This is a genomic window from Nonomuraea insulae, assembly GCF_042656245.1.
This window is the reverse complement of record NZ_JBHSPA010000097.1, coordinates 1-14,901: the sequence shown is the minus strand read 5'-3', so window position 1 is coordinate 14,901 and position 14,901 is coordinate 1. Positions and strand designations below refer to the sequence as shown.

Annotated in this window: 12 protein-coding genes and 1 pseudogene; 2 read left to right on the top strand and 11 right to left on the bottom strand. The window is 71.2% G+C overall.

The window, feature by feature from the left end:
• Nucleotides 1–55: 55 nt before the first annotated feature.
• Nucleotides 56–3,301, top strand: coding sequence for a BTAD domain-containing putative transcriptional regulator (locus ACFPZ3_RS58700; protein WP_379523158.1), 3,246 nt, complete (start codon nt 56–58; stop codon nt 3,299–3,301).
• A 3-nt stretch (nt 3,302–3,304) separates the two neighbouring features.
• On the opposite strand, the gene ACFPZ3_RS58695 is transcribed toward ACFPZ3_RS58700, so the two are convergent.
• From ACFPZ3_RS58695 to ACFPZ3_RS58685, 3 genes are all read right to left on the bottom strand, one after another.
• The gene (locus ACFPZ3_RS58695; RefSeq protein WP_379523157.1) at nt 3,305–4,582 is read right to left on the bottom strand and encodes an SGNH/GDSL hydrolase family protein; all 1,278 of its coding nucleotides are present in this window, start codon (nt 4,580–4,582) and stop codon (nt 3,305–3,307) included.
• Nucleotides 4,583–4,624: 42 nt separating this feature from the next.
• Nucleotides 4,625–6,055, bottom strand: coding sequence for an FAD-dependent monooxygenase (locus ACFPZ3_RS58690; protein WP_379523156.1), 1,431 nt, complete (start codon nt 6,053–6,055; stop codon nt 4,625–4,627).
• Nucleotides 6,056–6,172: 117 nt separating this feature from the next.
• Nucleotides 6,173–7,873, bottom strand: coding sequence for a CocE/NonD family hydrolase (locus tag ACFPZ3_RS58685; RefSeq protein WP_379523155.1), 1,701 nt, complete (start codon nt 7,871–7,873; stop codon nt 6,173–6,175).
• A gap of 376 nt (nt 7,874–8,249) precedes the next feature.
• Here ACFPZ3_RS58685 and ACFPZ3_RS58680 point away from each other — a divergent pair, with 376 nt between their 5' ends.
• Entirely contained in the window at nt 8,250–9,392 is a 1,143-nt protein-coding gene (locus ACFPZ3_RS58680) for a sensor histidine kinase (RefSeq protein ID WP_379523154.1), read from the top strand.
• A gap of 261 nt (nt 9,393–9,653) precedes the next feature.
• On the opposite strand, the gene ACFPZ3_RS58675 is transcribed toward ACFPZ3_RS58680, so the two are convergent.
• From ACFPZ3_RS58675 to ACFPZ3_RS58640, 8 genes and pseudogenes are all read right to left on the bottom strand, one after another.
• On the bottom strand, nt 9,654–9,782 hold the full coding sequence (locus ACFPZ3_RS58675) for a hypothetical protein (protein WP_379523153.1): 129 nt from the start codon (nt 9,780–9,782) through the stop codon (nt 9,654–9,656).
• Between the two features lie 134 nt (nt 9,783–9,916).
• Nucleotides 9,917–10,408: an NUDIX hydrolase gene (locus ACFPZ3_RS58670; protein ID WP_379523152.1), complete on the bottom strand. Its 492-nt coding sequence runs from the start codon at nt 10,406–10,408 to the stop codon at nt 9,917–9,919.
• Between the two features lie 24 nt (nt 10,409–10,432).
• On the bottom strand, nt 10,433–11,218 hold the full coding sequence (locus ACFPZ3_RS58665; protein ID WP_379523255.1) for an alpha/beta fold hydrolase: 786 nt from the start codon (nt 11,216–11,218) through the stop codon (nt 10,433–10,435).
• A gap of 154 nt (nt 11,219–11,372) precedes the next feature.
• Nucleotides 11,373–12,113 (bottom strand): hypothetical protein, encoded by a 741-nt coding sequence (locus tag ACFPZ3_RS58660; RefSeq protein WP_379523151.1) that lies wholly within the window; start codon nt 12,111–12,113, stop codon nt 11,373–11,375.
• A gap of 123 nt (nt 12,114–12,236) precedes the next feature.
• Nucleotides 12,237–13,463 carry a hypothetical protein gene (locus tag ACFPZ3_RS58655; RefSeq protein ID WP_379523150.1) on the bottom strand — a complete coding sequence of 409 codons (1,227 nt, stop codon included), beginning with the start codon at nt 13,461–13,463 and terminating at the stop codon, nt 12,237–12,239.
• On the bottom strand, nt 13,460–14,125 hold the full coding sequence (locus ACFPZ3_RS58650; protein ID WP_379523149.1) for an ABC transporter ATP-binding protein: 666 nt from the start codon (nt 14,123–14,125) through the stop codon (nt 13,460–13,462). Before ACFPZ3_RS58650 ends, ACFPZ3_RS58655 begins: the two co-directional genes overlap by 4 nt.
• Nucleotides 14,118–14,624 carry a PadR family transcriptional regulator gene (locus ACFPZ3_RS58645; protein ID WP_379523148.1) on the bottom strand — a complete coding sequence of 169 codons (507 nt, stop codon included), beginning with the start codon at nt 14,622–14,624 and terminating at the stop codon, nt 14,118–14,120. The genes ACFPZ3_RS58650 and ACFPZ3_RS58645 overlap by 8 nt, the downstream gene beginning before the upstream one ends.
• A gap of 82 nt (nt 14,625–14,706) precedes the next feature.
• A pseudogene (locus ACFPZ3_RS58640) lies at nt 14,707–14,901 on the bottom strand (NADH-quinone oxidoreductase subunit NuoH); the annotation flags it as partial.

The window sequence follows — 14,901 nt, the reverse complement described above, 5'->3', positions numbered from 1 at the left end:
CGCAGGCCGGAGGGGCGGGTTGGGGCTTGCGGGCCGTACGCGAGAGGATCGGGGGGTGCACGGGAACGAGGAGACGCGCCTGCGGGTGACGCTGCTCGGCGCCCTCGAGGTGCGCCGCGGCGACACCGAGGTGGCTGTTCCCGGCGCCCGGCTCCGCGGTCTGGTCGCGCGGCTGGCGCTGGCCGGCGGCCGGCCGGTCGAACCGGGCGTCCTGGTCGACGCGCTGTGGCCGCGGGAGCTCCCGGCCGACCCGGCGAACTCCCTGCACTCGCTGGTCTCCCGGCTGCGCCGGCTGCTCGGCGAGGCCGGTGCGGTCACGCAGTCCGAGAGCGGCTACCGCCTCAACGTCACGGAGGACGACGTTGACGCGCTGCGGTTCGAGCGGCTGGCCGCCTACGGCCGTGATCGGCTCCGGGCCGGCGATCCCCGGGCGGCGGCCGGGCTGCTGGGCGAGGCGGTCGCGCTCTGCGGCGAACCGTCGGTGATCGCCGCGGTCGCCCCGGCGGTCGCGACCCGGCTGTCCCGCACCGCGGTCGAGGCGGGCGCGGATCTGGCCGAGGCGGAGCTGGCGCTGGGCCGTGCCGACGACGCCGCCACCCGGCTGACCGCCCTGCTCGCCGAGCATCCGGCCGACGAGCGGGTGGCCGCGCTGCAGATGGACGCGCTGACCGCCCAGGGCCGCCAGGCCGACGCCCTCGACCTGTACGAGCGGGTGCGCGAAACCCTGGCCGACCGGCTCGGCGCCGACCCCGGCGCCGCCCTGCGCGAGCGCCACCTGAGCCTGCTGCGATCGCCGGCTCCCGCTGCCGCTTCCGCTCCTGGGGCGCGGCGCGAGGCGTCCGCGAGCAATCTGCCCGCCGCCCTGACCAGCTTCATCGGGCGCGACGACGACCTCGCCCGGATCGACACGCTGCTCGCCCGCGGGCGCCGCGTCACCGTGGTGGGGCCGGGCGGGGCCGGCAAGACCCGGCTCGCGATCGAGGCCGCGGCCCGCCACCGCCACGAGTACCGCGACGGCGCCTGGCTGGTCGACCTGGCCGCGGTCACCGAGCCCGCCAAGGCCGGCGCGGCGATGCTGGCCGCGATCGGGCTGCGCGGCTCCGCGCTCTTCGAGGCCTCCGGCCGGATGCGAGCCGAGGGCAGCGAGCTGGACGTGCTCGCCGACCAGCTCGACGGCCGGGAGAGCCTGCTCGTGGTGGACAACTGCGAGCACCTGATCGACGCCGTCGCGCACCTGATCGCGGCGCTGCTGCCGCGCTGCGCCGGGCTGCGGGTGCTGGCGACCAGCCGCGAGCCGCTCGCGATCGACGGCGAGGCGCTGGTCCCGCTCGGCCCGCTGGCGCTGCCCGGCCCCGGCGACGGCCTCGAGGACATCCGCCGCGGCGCGGCGGTGCGCCTGTTCACCGAACGGGCCGCGGCGGTGCGCCCCGGTTTCGACATCGACGAGCGGACGCGCGCGGACGTGGTCCGGCTGGTGCGCGGCCTGGACGGCATGCCGCTGGCGCTGGAGCTGGCCACGGCCCGGCTGCGGACCCTGTCGCTGGCCGAGCTCGCCGCCGGGCTGTCCGACCGGTTCCGGCTGCTCACCACGGGCAGCCGGGCCGCGTCGCCGCGGCACCGCACGCTGCGCGCGGTCATCGCCTGGAGCTGGGATCTGCTCGGCGAGAACGAGCGTACGGTGGCCGAGCGGGTCTCGGTCCTGCCCGGTGGCGTGACGCCGGAGTCCGCCGCCGCGGTCTGCGCCGGCACCGCGGTGCTCCCGGGTGAGGTCCCCGAGCTGCTCGCCGCCCTGATCGACAAGTCGCTGCTGCAACTGGCGCCCGACGCGGGCCGCTACCGGATGCTCGAGACCCTGCGCGAGTACGGGATCGAGCGGCTCGCCGACCGGGGCGCGCTCGACGCCGTACGGGATCTCGCCGCCCGCTACCTCGCCGACCTGATCGCCCGCGAGGAGCCGCTGCTGCGCGGCCCCGACCAGCTCACCGCGCTGCGCGTGATCCGCACCGAGTACGACAACGCGCTCGCCGCCCTGCGTCACCTGTGCGACACCGGCGACGCCACCGCGGCCGTCACGCTCGCCATGAACCTCTCCTGGTACTGGCAGATGCTCGGCCGGCATGCCGACGCGGCGTACTGGCAGGGAGAGGCGCTGGCGCTACCGGCCGCGAGGCACACGCTGGACCGTGACTCCGCCGAGGCGGTGCTCCTGCTCAACCGCATCAACGCCCGCTCCCCGCTGACCGTCGAAGGCCTGCACGAGAACGAGTCCGCGCTGCGGGCCCTGGCCGATCGCCTGCTCGCCCACCCGTCGCTGCCCGGTTTCGCCGGCGTCCTGGCCGCGATCACGCTCCACTTCCTGCGGGAGCACGAGGCGTCGCTCGCCTTGGTTCAGCGTCTCGCCGACGGCCCCGACCTCTGGCTGTCCGGGCTGGCCCACATGTTCCGGGCCATGTTCGCCGAGAACGAGGGCGACCTCGACCAGGTACGCGCCGACGTGGCCGCCGCGCTTGACGCCTTCGGCCGGGCCGGCGACCGCTGGGGCGTGGCCGCCGCGCTGCCGATGCGCGCGCTGCTGCGGCAGTACGACGGGGATCTCGACGGCGCGCTGGCGGACCTGCGCGAGGCCCGGGCGCAGGCGCGGGAGTTCGGCTCGCTGAACCTGGCCGACGAGATCTTCCTCGACGTGCGCTGGATCGACCTCTACCTGCGGCGGGGCGAGGACGCCCGGGCGAGGGCGATGCTCGGCGCGGTCCGCGAGCGGGCGGAGCGATCGGCGTCGCCGGAGCTGGTCGTCATCGTCACCGCTCTCGAGGCCGGCGCGTGGCTGCGGCTCGGCGACCCGGACCGCGCGCAGGCCCGCATCGAGGCGGCCGAGGCGGAGGTGACCGGCGGCGACTACGGCCAGGCGATCGTCAGCTCCGTGCGGGCCTCGCTGTGCGTGCGGCGGGGCGACGCCGAGGGCGCCGGGGTGGCGCTGGCCCGGGCGTACGCCGCGGCCCTGGAGAGCCGGGACCTGCCGATCATGGCGACGGTCGCGGTGGCCGAGGCCGAGCTGGCCGGGCTGCGGGGGCGGCACCGGGACATGGCCATGTTGCTCGGCGCGGCGGCCCGGCTGCGCGGCACCCACGACCTCACCGACCGGCAGATCCAGGCGATGACCGCCCGTGGCCGCACGGCGCTGGGCGAGGACGTCTTCGCCGCGGCGTACCAGGAGGGCTGGCAGCTGGACGGGAAGACGGCCTCGCTCCAGGTCGATCCGGCCCGCCTGCGCCAGGAGCCGGACAGCCCCGTACAGGCGTAAGCCCTATTCCCGGAACAGGTCCAGGTCGAAGGCCTCGGCGATCGCCTTGTTGCCCGCGTCGTTCGGATGGACGTTGTCGCCGGAGTCGAACTCGGTGCGCAGCCGCGTCGGCGCGGCCGGGTCACGGGTGGCCACATCCAGATCGACCACCGCGTCGAACTCGCCGCTGCCGCGGATCCAGCGATTCACGTCCTGGCGCATGCGCTCGCTCTCCTCCGTGAAGACGAACGAGCCGCCGAACTGCGTCAGCGTGCACCCGATGATTCGCAGGCCGTGCAGATGCGCGCGGCCGATCAGCATGCGGTAGCCGGCGATGATGTCCTCCGCCGTCGCCCGCTCGCTCTCCGGCATGCCCGGCATGAAGCCGAAGGCGATGTCGTTGCCTCCCTCGGACAACACCACCCAGCGCACGCCGGGCCGGGCCAGCACGTCGCGGTCGAAACGCGCCAGCGCGCCGGCGCCGAAGCCGTCGGTCTCGCGCAGGACGCGGTTACCGGCGATACCCATGTTGATCACCGCGCGCGGCGGCAGGTCCTGCCGCGCGGCCAGCCGGCGCGCCAGCAACGAAGGCCACGGCATGTCCGCGTCGGGCGTGGTGGCGGCGCCGTCGGTGATGGAGTCGCCGAAGGCCACGATGGTGGCGGCCGTGGGCTGCGCCAGCACGTCGACGCCGGTGAGCCACAGGTAGGACTGAAACCCGGTGGCGTCCCGCAGGTTCCGCGTGGCGGCCTGGTCGCCCGGTGCGAGCCAGGCCGTGCGCAGTCCGACCTCGTGCGTCGTGGGAATGACGTTCTCGTCGGGGATGTACAGGGAAACGACCAGGTCGGTCTGCGCGGGCACGTCGTACTCGATGGGATCGCTGTGGATCTGCGCGCCCGTCGGCAACACCACCGCATCGCGCCCGCCGAAGGTCAGTTTGCGCGCGCTGCCCGCGCGGATCGCCGCGCCGCTGTCGTGCCGCGCGATATGCGCGGCATCGACGCGCACCGGCGTGTGACCGAAGGAGTTCGACAGCGCGACGCGCACGGCCGTGCCGCCCACGGTGGCACGCGCCACCATGCGCACGGTCTGCGCGCTGATCTTCGACGGCGCGGCCGGTGCTTCGGCGGGCGCGTCGGCGCCGGGAGGAGCGGCGGGAGGAGCGTCGTCCGGCGGACCCGGCATCTGCGGCCCTCCACCCGGCTCGGCAGATTGCGCCACCTGCTGCGCCGTGCCCCAGGTAGCGATCCAGTTTCCCTGACTTGTACGGCTTGTCCTCGTGCTGTCGAGGAGCTCGTCCATGGACCCAACCTCCGAAATAGCTCTCGTGATAGTGCGGATCGATCAGAACCAGCGCGCGAGCGCCTCGTCGAGTGACGTGGACGACGCGTCCGTCCACGCGACGCAGCCGTCGGGGCGGAGGAGCATCGACGGGCCTTCCTTGGTGTGCGCATGATGGACGTTTCGCGGGAGCGACCGTTCCGAAGGCGAGACGAACACGCCGCCGCCTTTCTCCATCAGCGCGTAGAGCCGCTCTTCGCCGCCGTCGGCGAGCGTGAGGAGCTGGTCCTTCGCGAGCGTGCCGACGAGCGGGTCGTCGTCGCCGAGGTCGTAACGAATGCCGGCGCCCGAGAGCATCTCGCCGATGTGGCGGTTGCCTTCTGGCAGCTTGATCAGGTCGCTCACGATGGTGCGGAGCGCGCTCGTGAGCGGGTCGGGACGTACCAGCGCGACCTGCGCGCGGGTGTTCTCCAGGACGCGCGCACCGACGGCATGGCGCTCGGCGGTGTAGGAGCCGAGGAGATGATCGCTCCCCTTCACCGCCGCGGCGAGCTTCCAGCCGAGGTTCGCGGCGTCGACGAGGCCGAGGTTCAGGCCTTGCCCGCCGAAGGGCGAGTGGACGTGCGCGGCGTCGCCGGCGAGCAGGACACGGCCCATGCGGTACGTCGTCGCCTGCCGCGCGTTGTCGGTCCAGCGCGTCGCCTTCGACATCGAAAGGATCTTGACGTCGGTGCCGCTCACGCGCTGGATCGACGCTTCGACCTCGGCCCGCGTGATCGGCGCGTCCCGATCCGGCGGCGGCCCGTCGAACTCCGCCGTGAAGACGCGCCCCGGGATCGACGTGACGAGTCCGCGCGGCGTCCGCTGCCAGCCTTTCGTGAGCTTCTCGGACGCGTCGAACTCGACGAGGGCCTGATAGCCGGTGATGGTCGGATCCGTGCCGGGGAAGTCGAACCCGGCCAGCTTGCGGACGCGGCTCCGGCCGCCGTCGCAGCCGACCAGGTACTTCGCGCTCAGCGGGCCCGCGCTCGTCTGCACGGTCACGCCGTCGTCGTCCTGCTCGAAGCCTTCCACCGCGACGCCGCGACGGATCTCGATGCCGAGCTCGCTCGCGCGCGCGGTCAGGATCCTCTCGAGCGCCTCCTGCGGCACCATGCGGCTGTGGCGCTCCGGGTCTCGCTGGAGGTCCTGGTCGATCACGAACAACGCGGAGAAATGGCCTCCCGGCTTCTTCACCGGTCCGGATCCGGCCCGCGCCGCCTTCGTCATCGGCATCGTCACTTGTTCCTCGTCGAGCGCGCGCGCCAGCCCGCGTCGCTCCAGCGCCTCGGCTCCCGCCGCGCCGATCGCGGCGGCCTTGATCCCGCGGTCGGGCTCCACGAGCCGCTCCAGCACGAGCGGCTTCACGCCCGCGGTCTCAAGCTCGATCGCGAGAAAAAGCCCGACCGGGCCGGCGCCGACGATGACGACGTCGTGCACCACAAGATCGCTCATATCTCCGTCCTTCCTTCTCGGGCCCGGCCCGTACAGGCTCCGCCCTCGACATGCAGACTGGCGCGACCCTCTGACATAGCCCGCACATCGCCCGCACATGCCGCTGGCACGCGCCGGTCAGCGCTTGCCGGTCGGCACCGTGAATGCCGGGGTGCCGATGGGCAGCTTCTTCGTCCACGTCTTCCGGTAGGTGTCGAGGTAGGGGGCTGGGTCGCCCTGGGTGGGGGTGTCGTCGGCGGGGTTGTTCAGGGCCAGTTCGAGCCGGGGGCCGGTGACGTTGATCGTCTGGCGGGTGGGGGTGTCGAGCCAGTCGCCGGCGGGCTGAATGGTGCCGATCTCGACGGCCAGGGAGTGGCCTGCGGGCAGGGTCCAGTCGGTCGACTTGAGGTCGAAGGCCGTCTTGCCGGTGTCGAGCACGGAGACCTGCTCGTCGAACATGACGGCGGTGCCGTCCGGGGCGACGTCGTACAGCTTGATCATGATGTTGCCGTGTTGCCTGGTGGTGAGGGAGATGCGGGGGGTGCCGGTGACGCGGGTGGTCCGGGCGAGCGGCTTGGACCACCTGACGAACGTGTTCCCGGCCGTGGGCCCGCCTTCGGCCCCGTCGTCCAGATAGGAGCCGCCGGGGAGCCGGAGGGTGGCGGAGCGGTCCGCGACCGGCCAGGTGTCCTGGGCGCGCCATTTGCCGGTGCTGTCCTGGATGGCGTAGGCCGGGTGGTCGACCGAGGGTTTGATGCCCTTGAGGTAGTGGTCGTAGAAGGACATCGTCTCCTTGAACCAGCCTTCGCGGCCCATGGCCAGGCGGCCGTCCGCGATGCGGTCGTTGCCGCGTACGTGGTCCCACGGGCCGAGCCAGCCGCGCTCGGGGCCCTGGTGGTTGGCGAGGTATTCCTGGATCGCCTCGGGCTCGGTGTTCCATTCGAGCAAGCCCTGGGTGACGAACAGCGGGGTGTCGCTGCCCTTGGCGTGCTCCGCCAGGTCACGCGCCTTCCAGTACGCCGACTCCCGGTCGCCGGTCTGGTAGCCGATCGTGTTCTCCGCGGCGCATAGCGGGTGGGTCTTCTCGTATGTGGCGTTGGCCCGGTAACGGGGGTCGTCGTCCGGCATCGGGGGCAACCCGGCGATCTTGTTGTAGGTGTCGGCCACGGTGACGCCGGTCGAGCGGGGCACACCGTTCGACCGGATGTTGCGGTACAGGTCCCAGATGGGTTCCTGGGCGACGACGGCCTTGAGCGCGTCCTGGTCCAGGTTGTTGCCGATCAGGCCGGTGATGGCGTCGTAGGACTTGCCGTACATGCCCACCGCGCCGGTTGACCACGGCCGGCTCGCGGCCCAGCCGATCGCCGCCTTGACATCGGCCTGCTCACCGGGACCCGCGAAGTCCAGGCAGCCGGTGGAGCCGCCGAAGCCGCGCACGTCCACCATGACCAAGGCGTAACCGCGCTTGAACAGGTCGGTGCCCTTGATGAGGTCGTGGAAGCGGTTGGAGGGGCCGGTGTGCTTCCAGCCCTCGAGTCCCATCTGCCCGGAGTGCCCGAAGTACGCGCCAGCCGACAGAATGACCGGCACCTTCGCCCCCGTGGCCAGCCCCTCCGGCAGCAGGACGTCGGCGTGCAACTGGACGTCGGAGCCGTCCGAGGACGGGAAATAGTGCTGCGTCCAGGCCGCACCCTCCGGGACCCGGTCGTTCTCCTTGTGCGTCACCGGGTCATCAGCCGTGGCGACCGCCCCGGTGTTCGGTTCCGCCGCGGCGGGACCGGCGAGCGCGGCGGTCATGGCGACGACCAGAGCCGCGGCGACCGTATGAGAGTGCTTCATATGCTCCTCCAGAAGGGGTCGCCGGCCGGGCTCCCGGCGGGAGAACGGAGAGGCCGGCGCGGCGAGCGCCTGGCGGCCTTCGACGGTCGCCAGGCTCAAGGTCTTTACCGGCCTCAATCTCAGCCGCCGCCGCGCTCATCCGGCAGTGCGACCACGTCATGACCTCGCCATGACATCCCCGGTGGTGAAGCCATGACGTGGTGTCACTGGTGGCACCACGGAGCAGGCAGAATACTGAGCGGATTCTGCTGTTCGATCCAGGGGGAGCCACCCATGCCAGGCCACCGCGCGATACCGCTGACCGCTGACACGGCTGATGCGGACAACCGCGATCCCACGGCGCGAACCGGCGCCCCGGCGACCGGCTGAAGCCCCGGTGAGCCCGGCACACACGGCCTCCGAAGACGCCGAGCCGGCGCAGGGACGGCTACGCAAGCTCAACCTCACCTTGTTCCTCCCGGTGCTCGTCGTCTCCGGGGCGCTGGTGGTGGTGAAGGACGCCCGGTCCTGGTGGGATGCCCTCGTCCTGGGCGCGGGCGTGGTGGCGGTCCTGGTGGCCTTCGTGCGGTGGACGGCAGGCGACGTTCTGCGGGTCGCGCTCCCCTGCCTGGTCGTCACCGCGGCCGTGTGGCCCTTCTCCGTCCTGGTGGTGGACGGCAGCGCGGCGTTCTTCGGCATTTCCTCCGTGGGCGCCTTCGTCATCCCGCAGTTGTCGCGCCGCCGGGGCATGGCAGTCGTCGCGCTGGCCGCCTACGTCGCCGCGGTGGGCGCGACGAGGTTGCTGGTGGCCCACGAGGACATTCCCGGCGTTCTGCTCCAGTACGTCCTCATCCCCACGGGCATCACCCTGGCGTTGGTCGGACTCAGGTTCCCCAACAAGCGGTTCTACGACATCGTCACGGAATTGGAGGAGGCACGGGAGCGGGAAGCGGAGCTGGCCGTCATCCGCGAACGCGTCCGGTTCGCCAGTGACCTGCACGACATCCAGGGCCACACCCTGCATGTGGTGAAGCTGAAAACGGCGCTCGCCCAGAAACTGGTGGACAGCGACACCGAACGGGCCAAACAGGAGCTGCGGGAGATCCATGCCCTGGTCAGCGACACCATCACTCAGACCAAGGAGCTCGCCTACGCACAGCGGCGGCTCAACCTCTCCGCAGAGCTGGAGAACGCCAGGAACCTCTTCGAGGCCGCGGGCATCGGCGTGCGCATCAAGCGCGAAGCGGACGTCGACCCGGGCGCGGGCGAACTGCTCGGCCAGGTACTGCGCGAGACCACGACCAACATCCTGCGTCACGCCCAGGCGACACGGGTGCGGATCACTCTGTCGGAGTCGAGCATCACCATCGTCAACGACGGTGCCCAGCGGACACCGCTGCCCGAGCTCCGGGGACTGGCCGCCCTCGAACAACGTGTCGCCGCCGACGGAGGCGAACTGACGGTCGGACAGGACAACGGCCAGTTCCTGACAGCCGCGGCATTCCCGCACCGGCGTTCCGGAACGCAGGAGAAGCGATGACCAACGTGGCAGGGACAGGACGGCGTGAAGTCCACCGGGCCATACTTTGCCGCACGTGCGCCCGGTGACGATACCGAACCCGCACACCGAGTCTCCGACGAGCAGGCCCGGGTCCTCGACACGCCTATGCTGCCTGCCGATATCCACTTGGCGGCTCGCGCCCTCCAGGCCGATCTGAGCTCAGGAGCGAAGCTCGGCGAAGTGTTCTGGCTGACGAGCCGGATCGTCGTTTCCCCCATCGTTTCCCTGCCCGCCGACGGGTCACCGGCGCGTGGCCGCGGTCACGAACAGGGGTAGGGCGAGGAACAGCCGCCCGCGCCGGCCTCGTTCACGCTGCTCGGCGAGCCAGGCTTCGGCCTGTGCGTCGCTGATCGTCTGAGTCTTGTCCATGCCCGAGATCCTGCAACTTGAAGCCGACTTGAAGTCAAGCGAACCATCCGGTCACCGGCTCGCGCATGTCCAGCGGGCCGACGAGCCGGTTCGCCTGCCTGACCGAGAGTCCTTTCCGTGTGATCGGGGGGACGCTAAACCCACGGCAGTCGGATCGGTTCCTGGGGTGGTTCGCCGGCCAGCAGTTGCCGAACGAGGCTGAGCAGGCCGAGCGGGAGGATGAGTTCCCGTGTGAGCTCGAGGTCGCCGAGGGTCCACCATCTGTGGTTGAGCAAGTCTTTGCGCTCGTGGTCAGCTTGGCCGCTGAGGTCGAGGTGAGCGGTGTGTGTGCGGGAGAAGAAGTACCAGTTCACCGTGGTGAAGAGGGTGTTGCCGGCAGACCACTGACCAGAGTTGATCGCGACAGGGGTTCGGGCCCCGGCAGGGGAGATCGTCTGACCCGTCTCTTCCAAGAGTTCCCGGGCAGCGGCTTCTGCTGGGGATTCGCCCTCTTCTATGGCGCCGCCTGGGGTCATCCAGCCGTCCCGCGCCCACGGATGCGGCAGATGGTGCTGGAAGAGGAGGACGCGTTCGTCTTGGCTGATCAAGATCACCCGAGCGGTGTCCCGTCTGACTGGTGATTTCACGATCCATAAGGATAAGGAGGGGGCTCAGGGTCGCCGCGATGCCCTTCGGGTCTGTCTCTCCACGGCAGCGCGGAGCGCCGCACCGAACTGGTCCGGTGCTTCCAGCCACGGATGGTGCCCCGCGTCAGGAACGATGTCGACCTCGCAGTTGAGGCGTGTTCCGAGACGTCGCAGGGCGTCGGCAGGGCGGCTGTCGCCGGCCCCGCCGATGATCACCGCGCCGGGCGGCAGGCGCTCGCGTAGTTCGTCCACGTGTGATTCGAGCGGGTCGGCTTTCTTCGCCGCGTTGAGCTGGGTGTTCATCGCGTAGTTGACGGGCCGCAGCATGCGGGCCGATGCCCGCGCCCAATCCCATGCACGAGCCCGGTCGGCGTGGTCGGTGAACCACGACAGCGTGAGGTACTCGATCTCCTCGGCGTCTGTGCGCGATTCGATCGCATCGAGTACATCGAGCCTGCTCTGCTGCTCGTCAGTGCGTCGTGCTCGCTGTGCCGCCCGGTCGGCTTCCCGCCATGGATCCAGGAAGGGCCCGGCGATCTGAACCAGTCCGGCCACGCGCTCGGGATGGGCCAGCAAGAAGTAGCCGGCCATATTGGTTCCGAACGAATGCCCCACCAGAACGACCCGGTCGTGTTCCCACGCATCGAGCAACAACGACAGGTCGCGAACGTGGCGGGCGATCGTGTGCTCTCCCTCCCATGCCGATCCGCCGGTGCCGCGCTGGTCGTAGCGGTGGACCAGGCACAGGTCGTCGATGAGGCCGGCCACCGGGGCGAGATAGTCGGGGACTCCTGGACCGCCGTGCACCATGACCACGGGAAATCTCCGCGGAGTCACCGAGCCCGCGGTCCAGGTACGGAGCCGCGCACCGTCGTCCAACTCGATCATGGAGGTGAGTGTAATGCGGCCGGGATCCGACAAGACGATCCCGACCGCGAGCCTCAAGGAGTTCGCCGCGGGGCACTCATGAGGGCAGCTTGTCGGTCACGGTCTTGGGGCTCGGAGCCTTGACCGACACCTTGCTCCCCCACCCGGAGTAACGGGTGTCGACGGAGATGATGCCGCCCTCGAAGTCGGAGAAGTTCTCCGTGACGTCCGTGGCCCGGTACGAGCTCGACAGCTTGGTGACCAGGCCGGCCGAGCTCAGCGTCAGCGTGTAGGAGACCTTCGTGTCGTCGGCCCACTCGGCGAGAACCGAGCGGGAGAACCACGGCGAGACCTTGGCCAGGTCAGAGAAGGCGATCTCGCCGGTGATCTTGTTGCCGGCCTTCGTGCCCTTCTTGAGCAGCGCCGACAGCGTCGTGAGCTCGGCCGGGTTGAGGATCTGCCCGTAGATGGTGGGCAGTGCGCCGCCACCGGTCGCGTACCAGGTCTTGCCCTTGGGCAGCTTGTAGATGGCGCCGGAGTAGTACGCGGTGTCGCCAACGGAGACGACGCGGAACTTCTCCTCATCCCACGTGGTGCTCCTCACGTCATAGCCGGCCACCCCCTTCTTGCTGAACTGCAGCACGCCTTTGGCGGTGTCCGTCTCCAGCGTGTCCAGGCCGTCGGACCAGTTGGCCACCTCGGTGAAGTGCACCCCGTGCCCGGGGACCAGCTTGGCCTTCAGCGCGCGTACCGGATCCGCGGCAGTCGCCTGGGCGGGTGCGGCGGACAGCAGGAGAGCGGCGGCAAGCACCGATAAGGCGGTGATCGTCTTGTTCATAGCCAGTGATCATGCCGCAACGGGATTACGGCGCGGCCACCAGCAGGCAACAGCAGCGCCAGGGAGCCCAGGCGGCGCCTGACCGGACGGCGGGATCGCGGTCATGTTCGCTTCTCCAAGCGGTCATGTTCGCCTCTCCAAACGGAGTGCGCCGCGTAGCAGGGGGCGTGCCGCCAGGGCGACGAGCACCGCGGCGAGAACCCCGATGCTCACCATGGCCACGGCCCTGGCCACCGCCCAGCCGAGCGACTGGAAGCGGTAGACGTCCAACAGAGGCAGGACCACGACCGCGACTCCCGAGACGGCCGCCGCCACGCAGACCGGCAGCGCGGCGATGACCGCCTGCCGTACGAGCACTGCGCCCAGCGCCCGCTCCGGCACCCCGGAGGCGGCCAGCGCGGCGAACGAGCGGCGAAGGTCGATCAGTTCCTCCGCCTGGTGCACCACCAGAGCGACCGCCGAGGTCACCAGCGCGACCAGGAGCGCGACGTCCACCAGCGCGTGGGCCTGGGAGTAGCCGACTTCAGCCTGCTGTGCCCCGGCCCCCGCGCCGAAGAACACCGTCAGGCTCACCACGGACAGGGCCCTGGCCCACGCCCTCGGGTCCGCCTCGACCAGCCGCGCGGCCAGCAGCGTCTCCGGCGACCGCGCCCTCCGGCCGGCCCGGCGGGCGTACGCCCTGATCAGCCAGGTCGCGGCCAGGGTCACGCCGAACAGCAGCAGCACCAGCCCGGCCGCCATGGCGACCACGGAGCCGTACTTGCCGACGAAGGGGAAACCGCCCTTCACCACGGCTCCGAGAACGAGAAGGCCGACGCCGGCCGCGAAGAGGAGCAGGTCCCGCACGCGCGGCCCCCGCACGCGCGCACGGCGGACCACGCCCAGCGGCGAGGCGACGACATGCCGGCCGGCGCGGGCCCCCGACAGGATCGCGCCGAGCGTCACGAGCGCCACGACCACCGGCACCTGCGGCAGCGGCCCGCCGAGATGGGTGACCACGTAGAGCACGGCCCCGCCCAGCGAGCCGCCCAGTGCCAGCCGGCCGCCTTCCAGGGCGCCCAGCCGCCGCACGTCACCCGGCGTCGCCCCCGCCAGCCGCAAGGCGGCCAGCCGCCGCTCCCTCGTGGCCGAGGCCAGCCGGTTGGCCTGGTGGACCAGGCCGGCGACCGGCACGGCCAGCAGGGCCAGGCCGAGCCCGGTCAGCGAGCCGCCCTCATCCCGGTAGTCCGCCAGGCTGACGGCCGTGCAGACCAGGAACGTCGCCACCGCCGCGCCCGCGGCGACCAGCCAGGCGCGCACCCGCTCGGCCCGCGAGCGTCCCCTGTTCAGCATGCGCAGCACGGCGATCATCGGTTCACCCCTGCCAGCACCGCTCCGTCGCGCAGGGCGATCTCCCGGTCGGCGTACGCGGCCACCCGGTTGTCGTGGGTGACCAGGACGACGGCGGTACGGCTGCCGCGGGCCGCGCCGAGCAGCGCGTTCATCACCTGCTCGCCGCCGAGCGTGTCCAGCGCTCCGGTGGGCTCGTCGGCGAAGACCACGCGGGGCCCGGTCACCAGCGCCCGCGCGACGGCCACCCGCTGCCGCTGCCCCCCGGACAACTCACCGGTGCGCTGGTCGGCGCAGTCGGACACCTCCAGCCGGCCCAGCCATTCCGCCGCGGCGGTCATCGCCTCCTGCCTGCCGTGCCGGTTGAACAACATCGGCAGCGCGACGTTCTCCGCCGCGGTCAGCTCCGGCACCAGCTCGCCGAACTGGAAGACCACCCCGAAGCTCTCGCGTCGCAGCTTGGTCAGCTCCGCCTCGGGCAGCGTGTCGATCCGCCTGCCGTCCAGGGCGACCTCGCCGGACTCCGGCCGGATGATCCCGGCCAGGCAGTGCAGCAACGTCGACTTGCCCGCGCCGCTCGGCCCCGTGACGGCGACGATCTCGCCCTCCGCGATCTGCAGGGAGACGCCGCTCAGCGCCCTGGTGTTACCGAACGACTTGCCCAGGCCCCTGGCCTCAAGCATGGTTGTCCTCCTTCACCCGCGCGAGCGCGGTCTCGATCCAGCGCAGGTCGGCGTCAAGGTGCTGGAGCGCGTAGTCGGCCGCCAGCACCTGGGCGGGCGCGCCGGACGCCTTCTCGGCGGTCAGCTCCCGCATGCGGGCCAGGTGTGCCTCGCGTTGCCGCAGGAGATAGCCGTCGGCGCCTTTTCCGGCGACGGCGACCCGGGCGAACAACGGGCTGGCGACGTAAGGAGCCGACGGCTCGACGGTGTTCAGCCACCGCTCCAGCTCCGCCCGGCCGCCGTCGGTGATCGCGTACAGCGTGCGCTCGGGGCCGCCCTCCTGCTGCGTCTCGGCCACCTCCGCCAGGCCGTCGCGTTCCAGGCGTTGCAGCGTGGCATAGACCTGTCCGTACGCCAGTGGCTTGGCGCCGGCGAGACGGTGATCGTGCTCCTTCTTGAGCTCGTAACCGTGCTTCGGGCGTTCGACGAGGAAGCCAAGTAGCACATGACCGGTTGACATGATCAGGACTATACATCGAATGAATAGTCGTGCCGACGGGCCCGGGTGATCGCGGGTCAGAGACAGGTCCTGGCCGAGGCGCTCACGGCCGGGGAACGCCGTGGTAGTGCGGCAGGTCGAGCGGCGGCACCGGGAAGCCACCGGCCGCCGGTTCTTCGGACAGTTCCTCGAACTCGGCCTCCACCTGTGCCTTCTTCGCTTCCTTACGCCGCTGGCCGACGGTGTCGAAGCGCATCCAGATGGCCAGCGCTCCGATCACGATGACCACGCCGAGGCC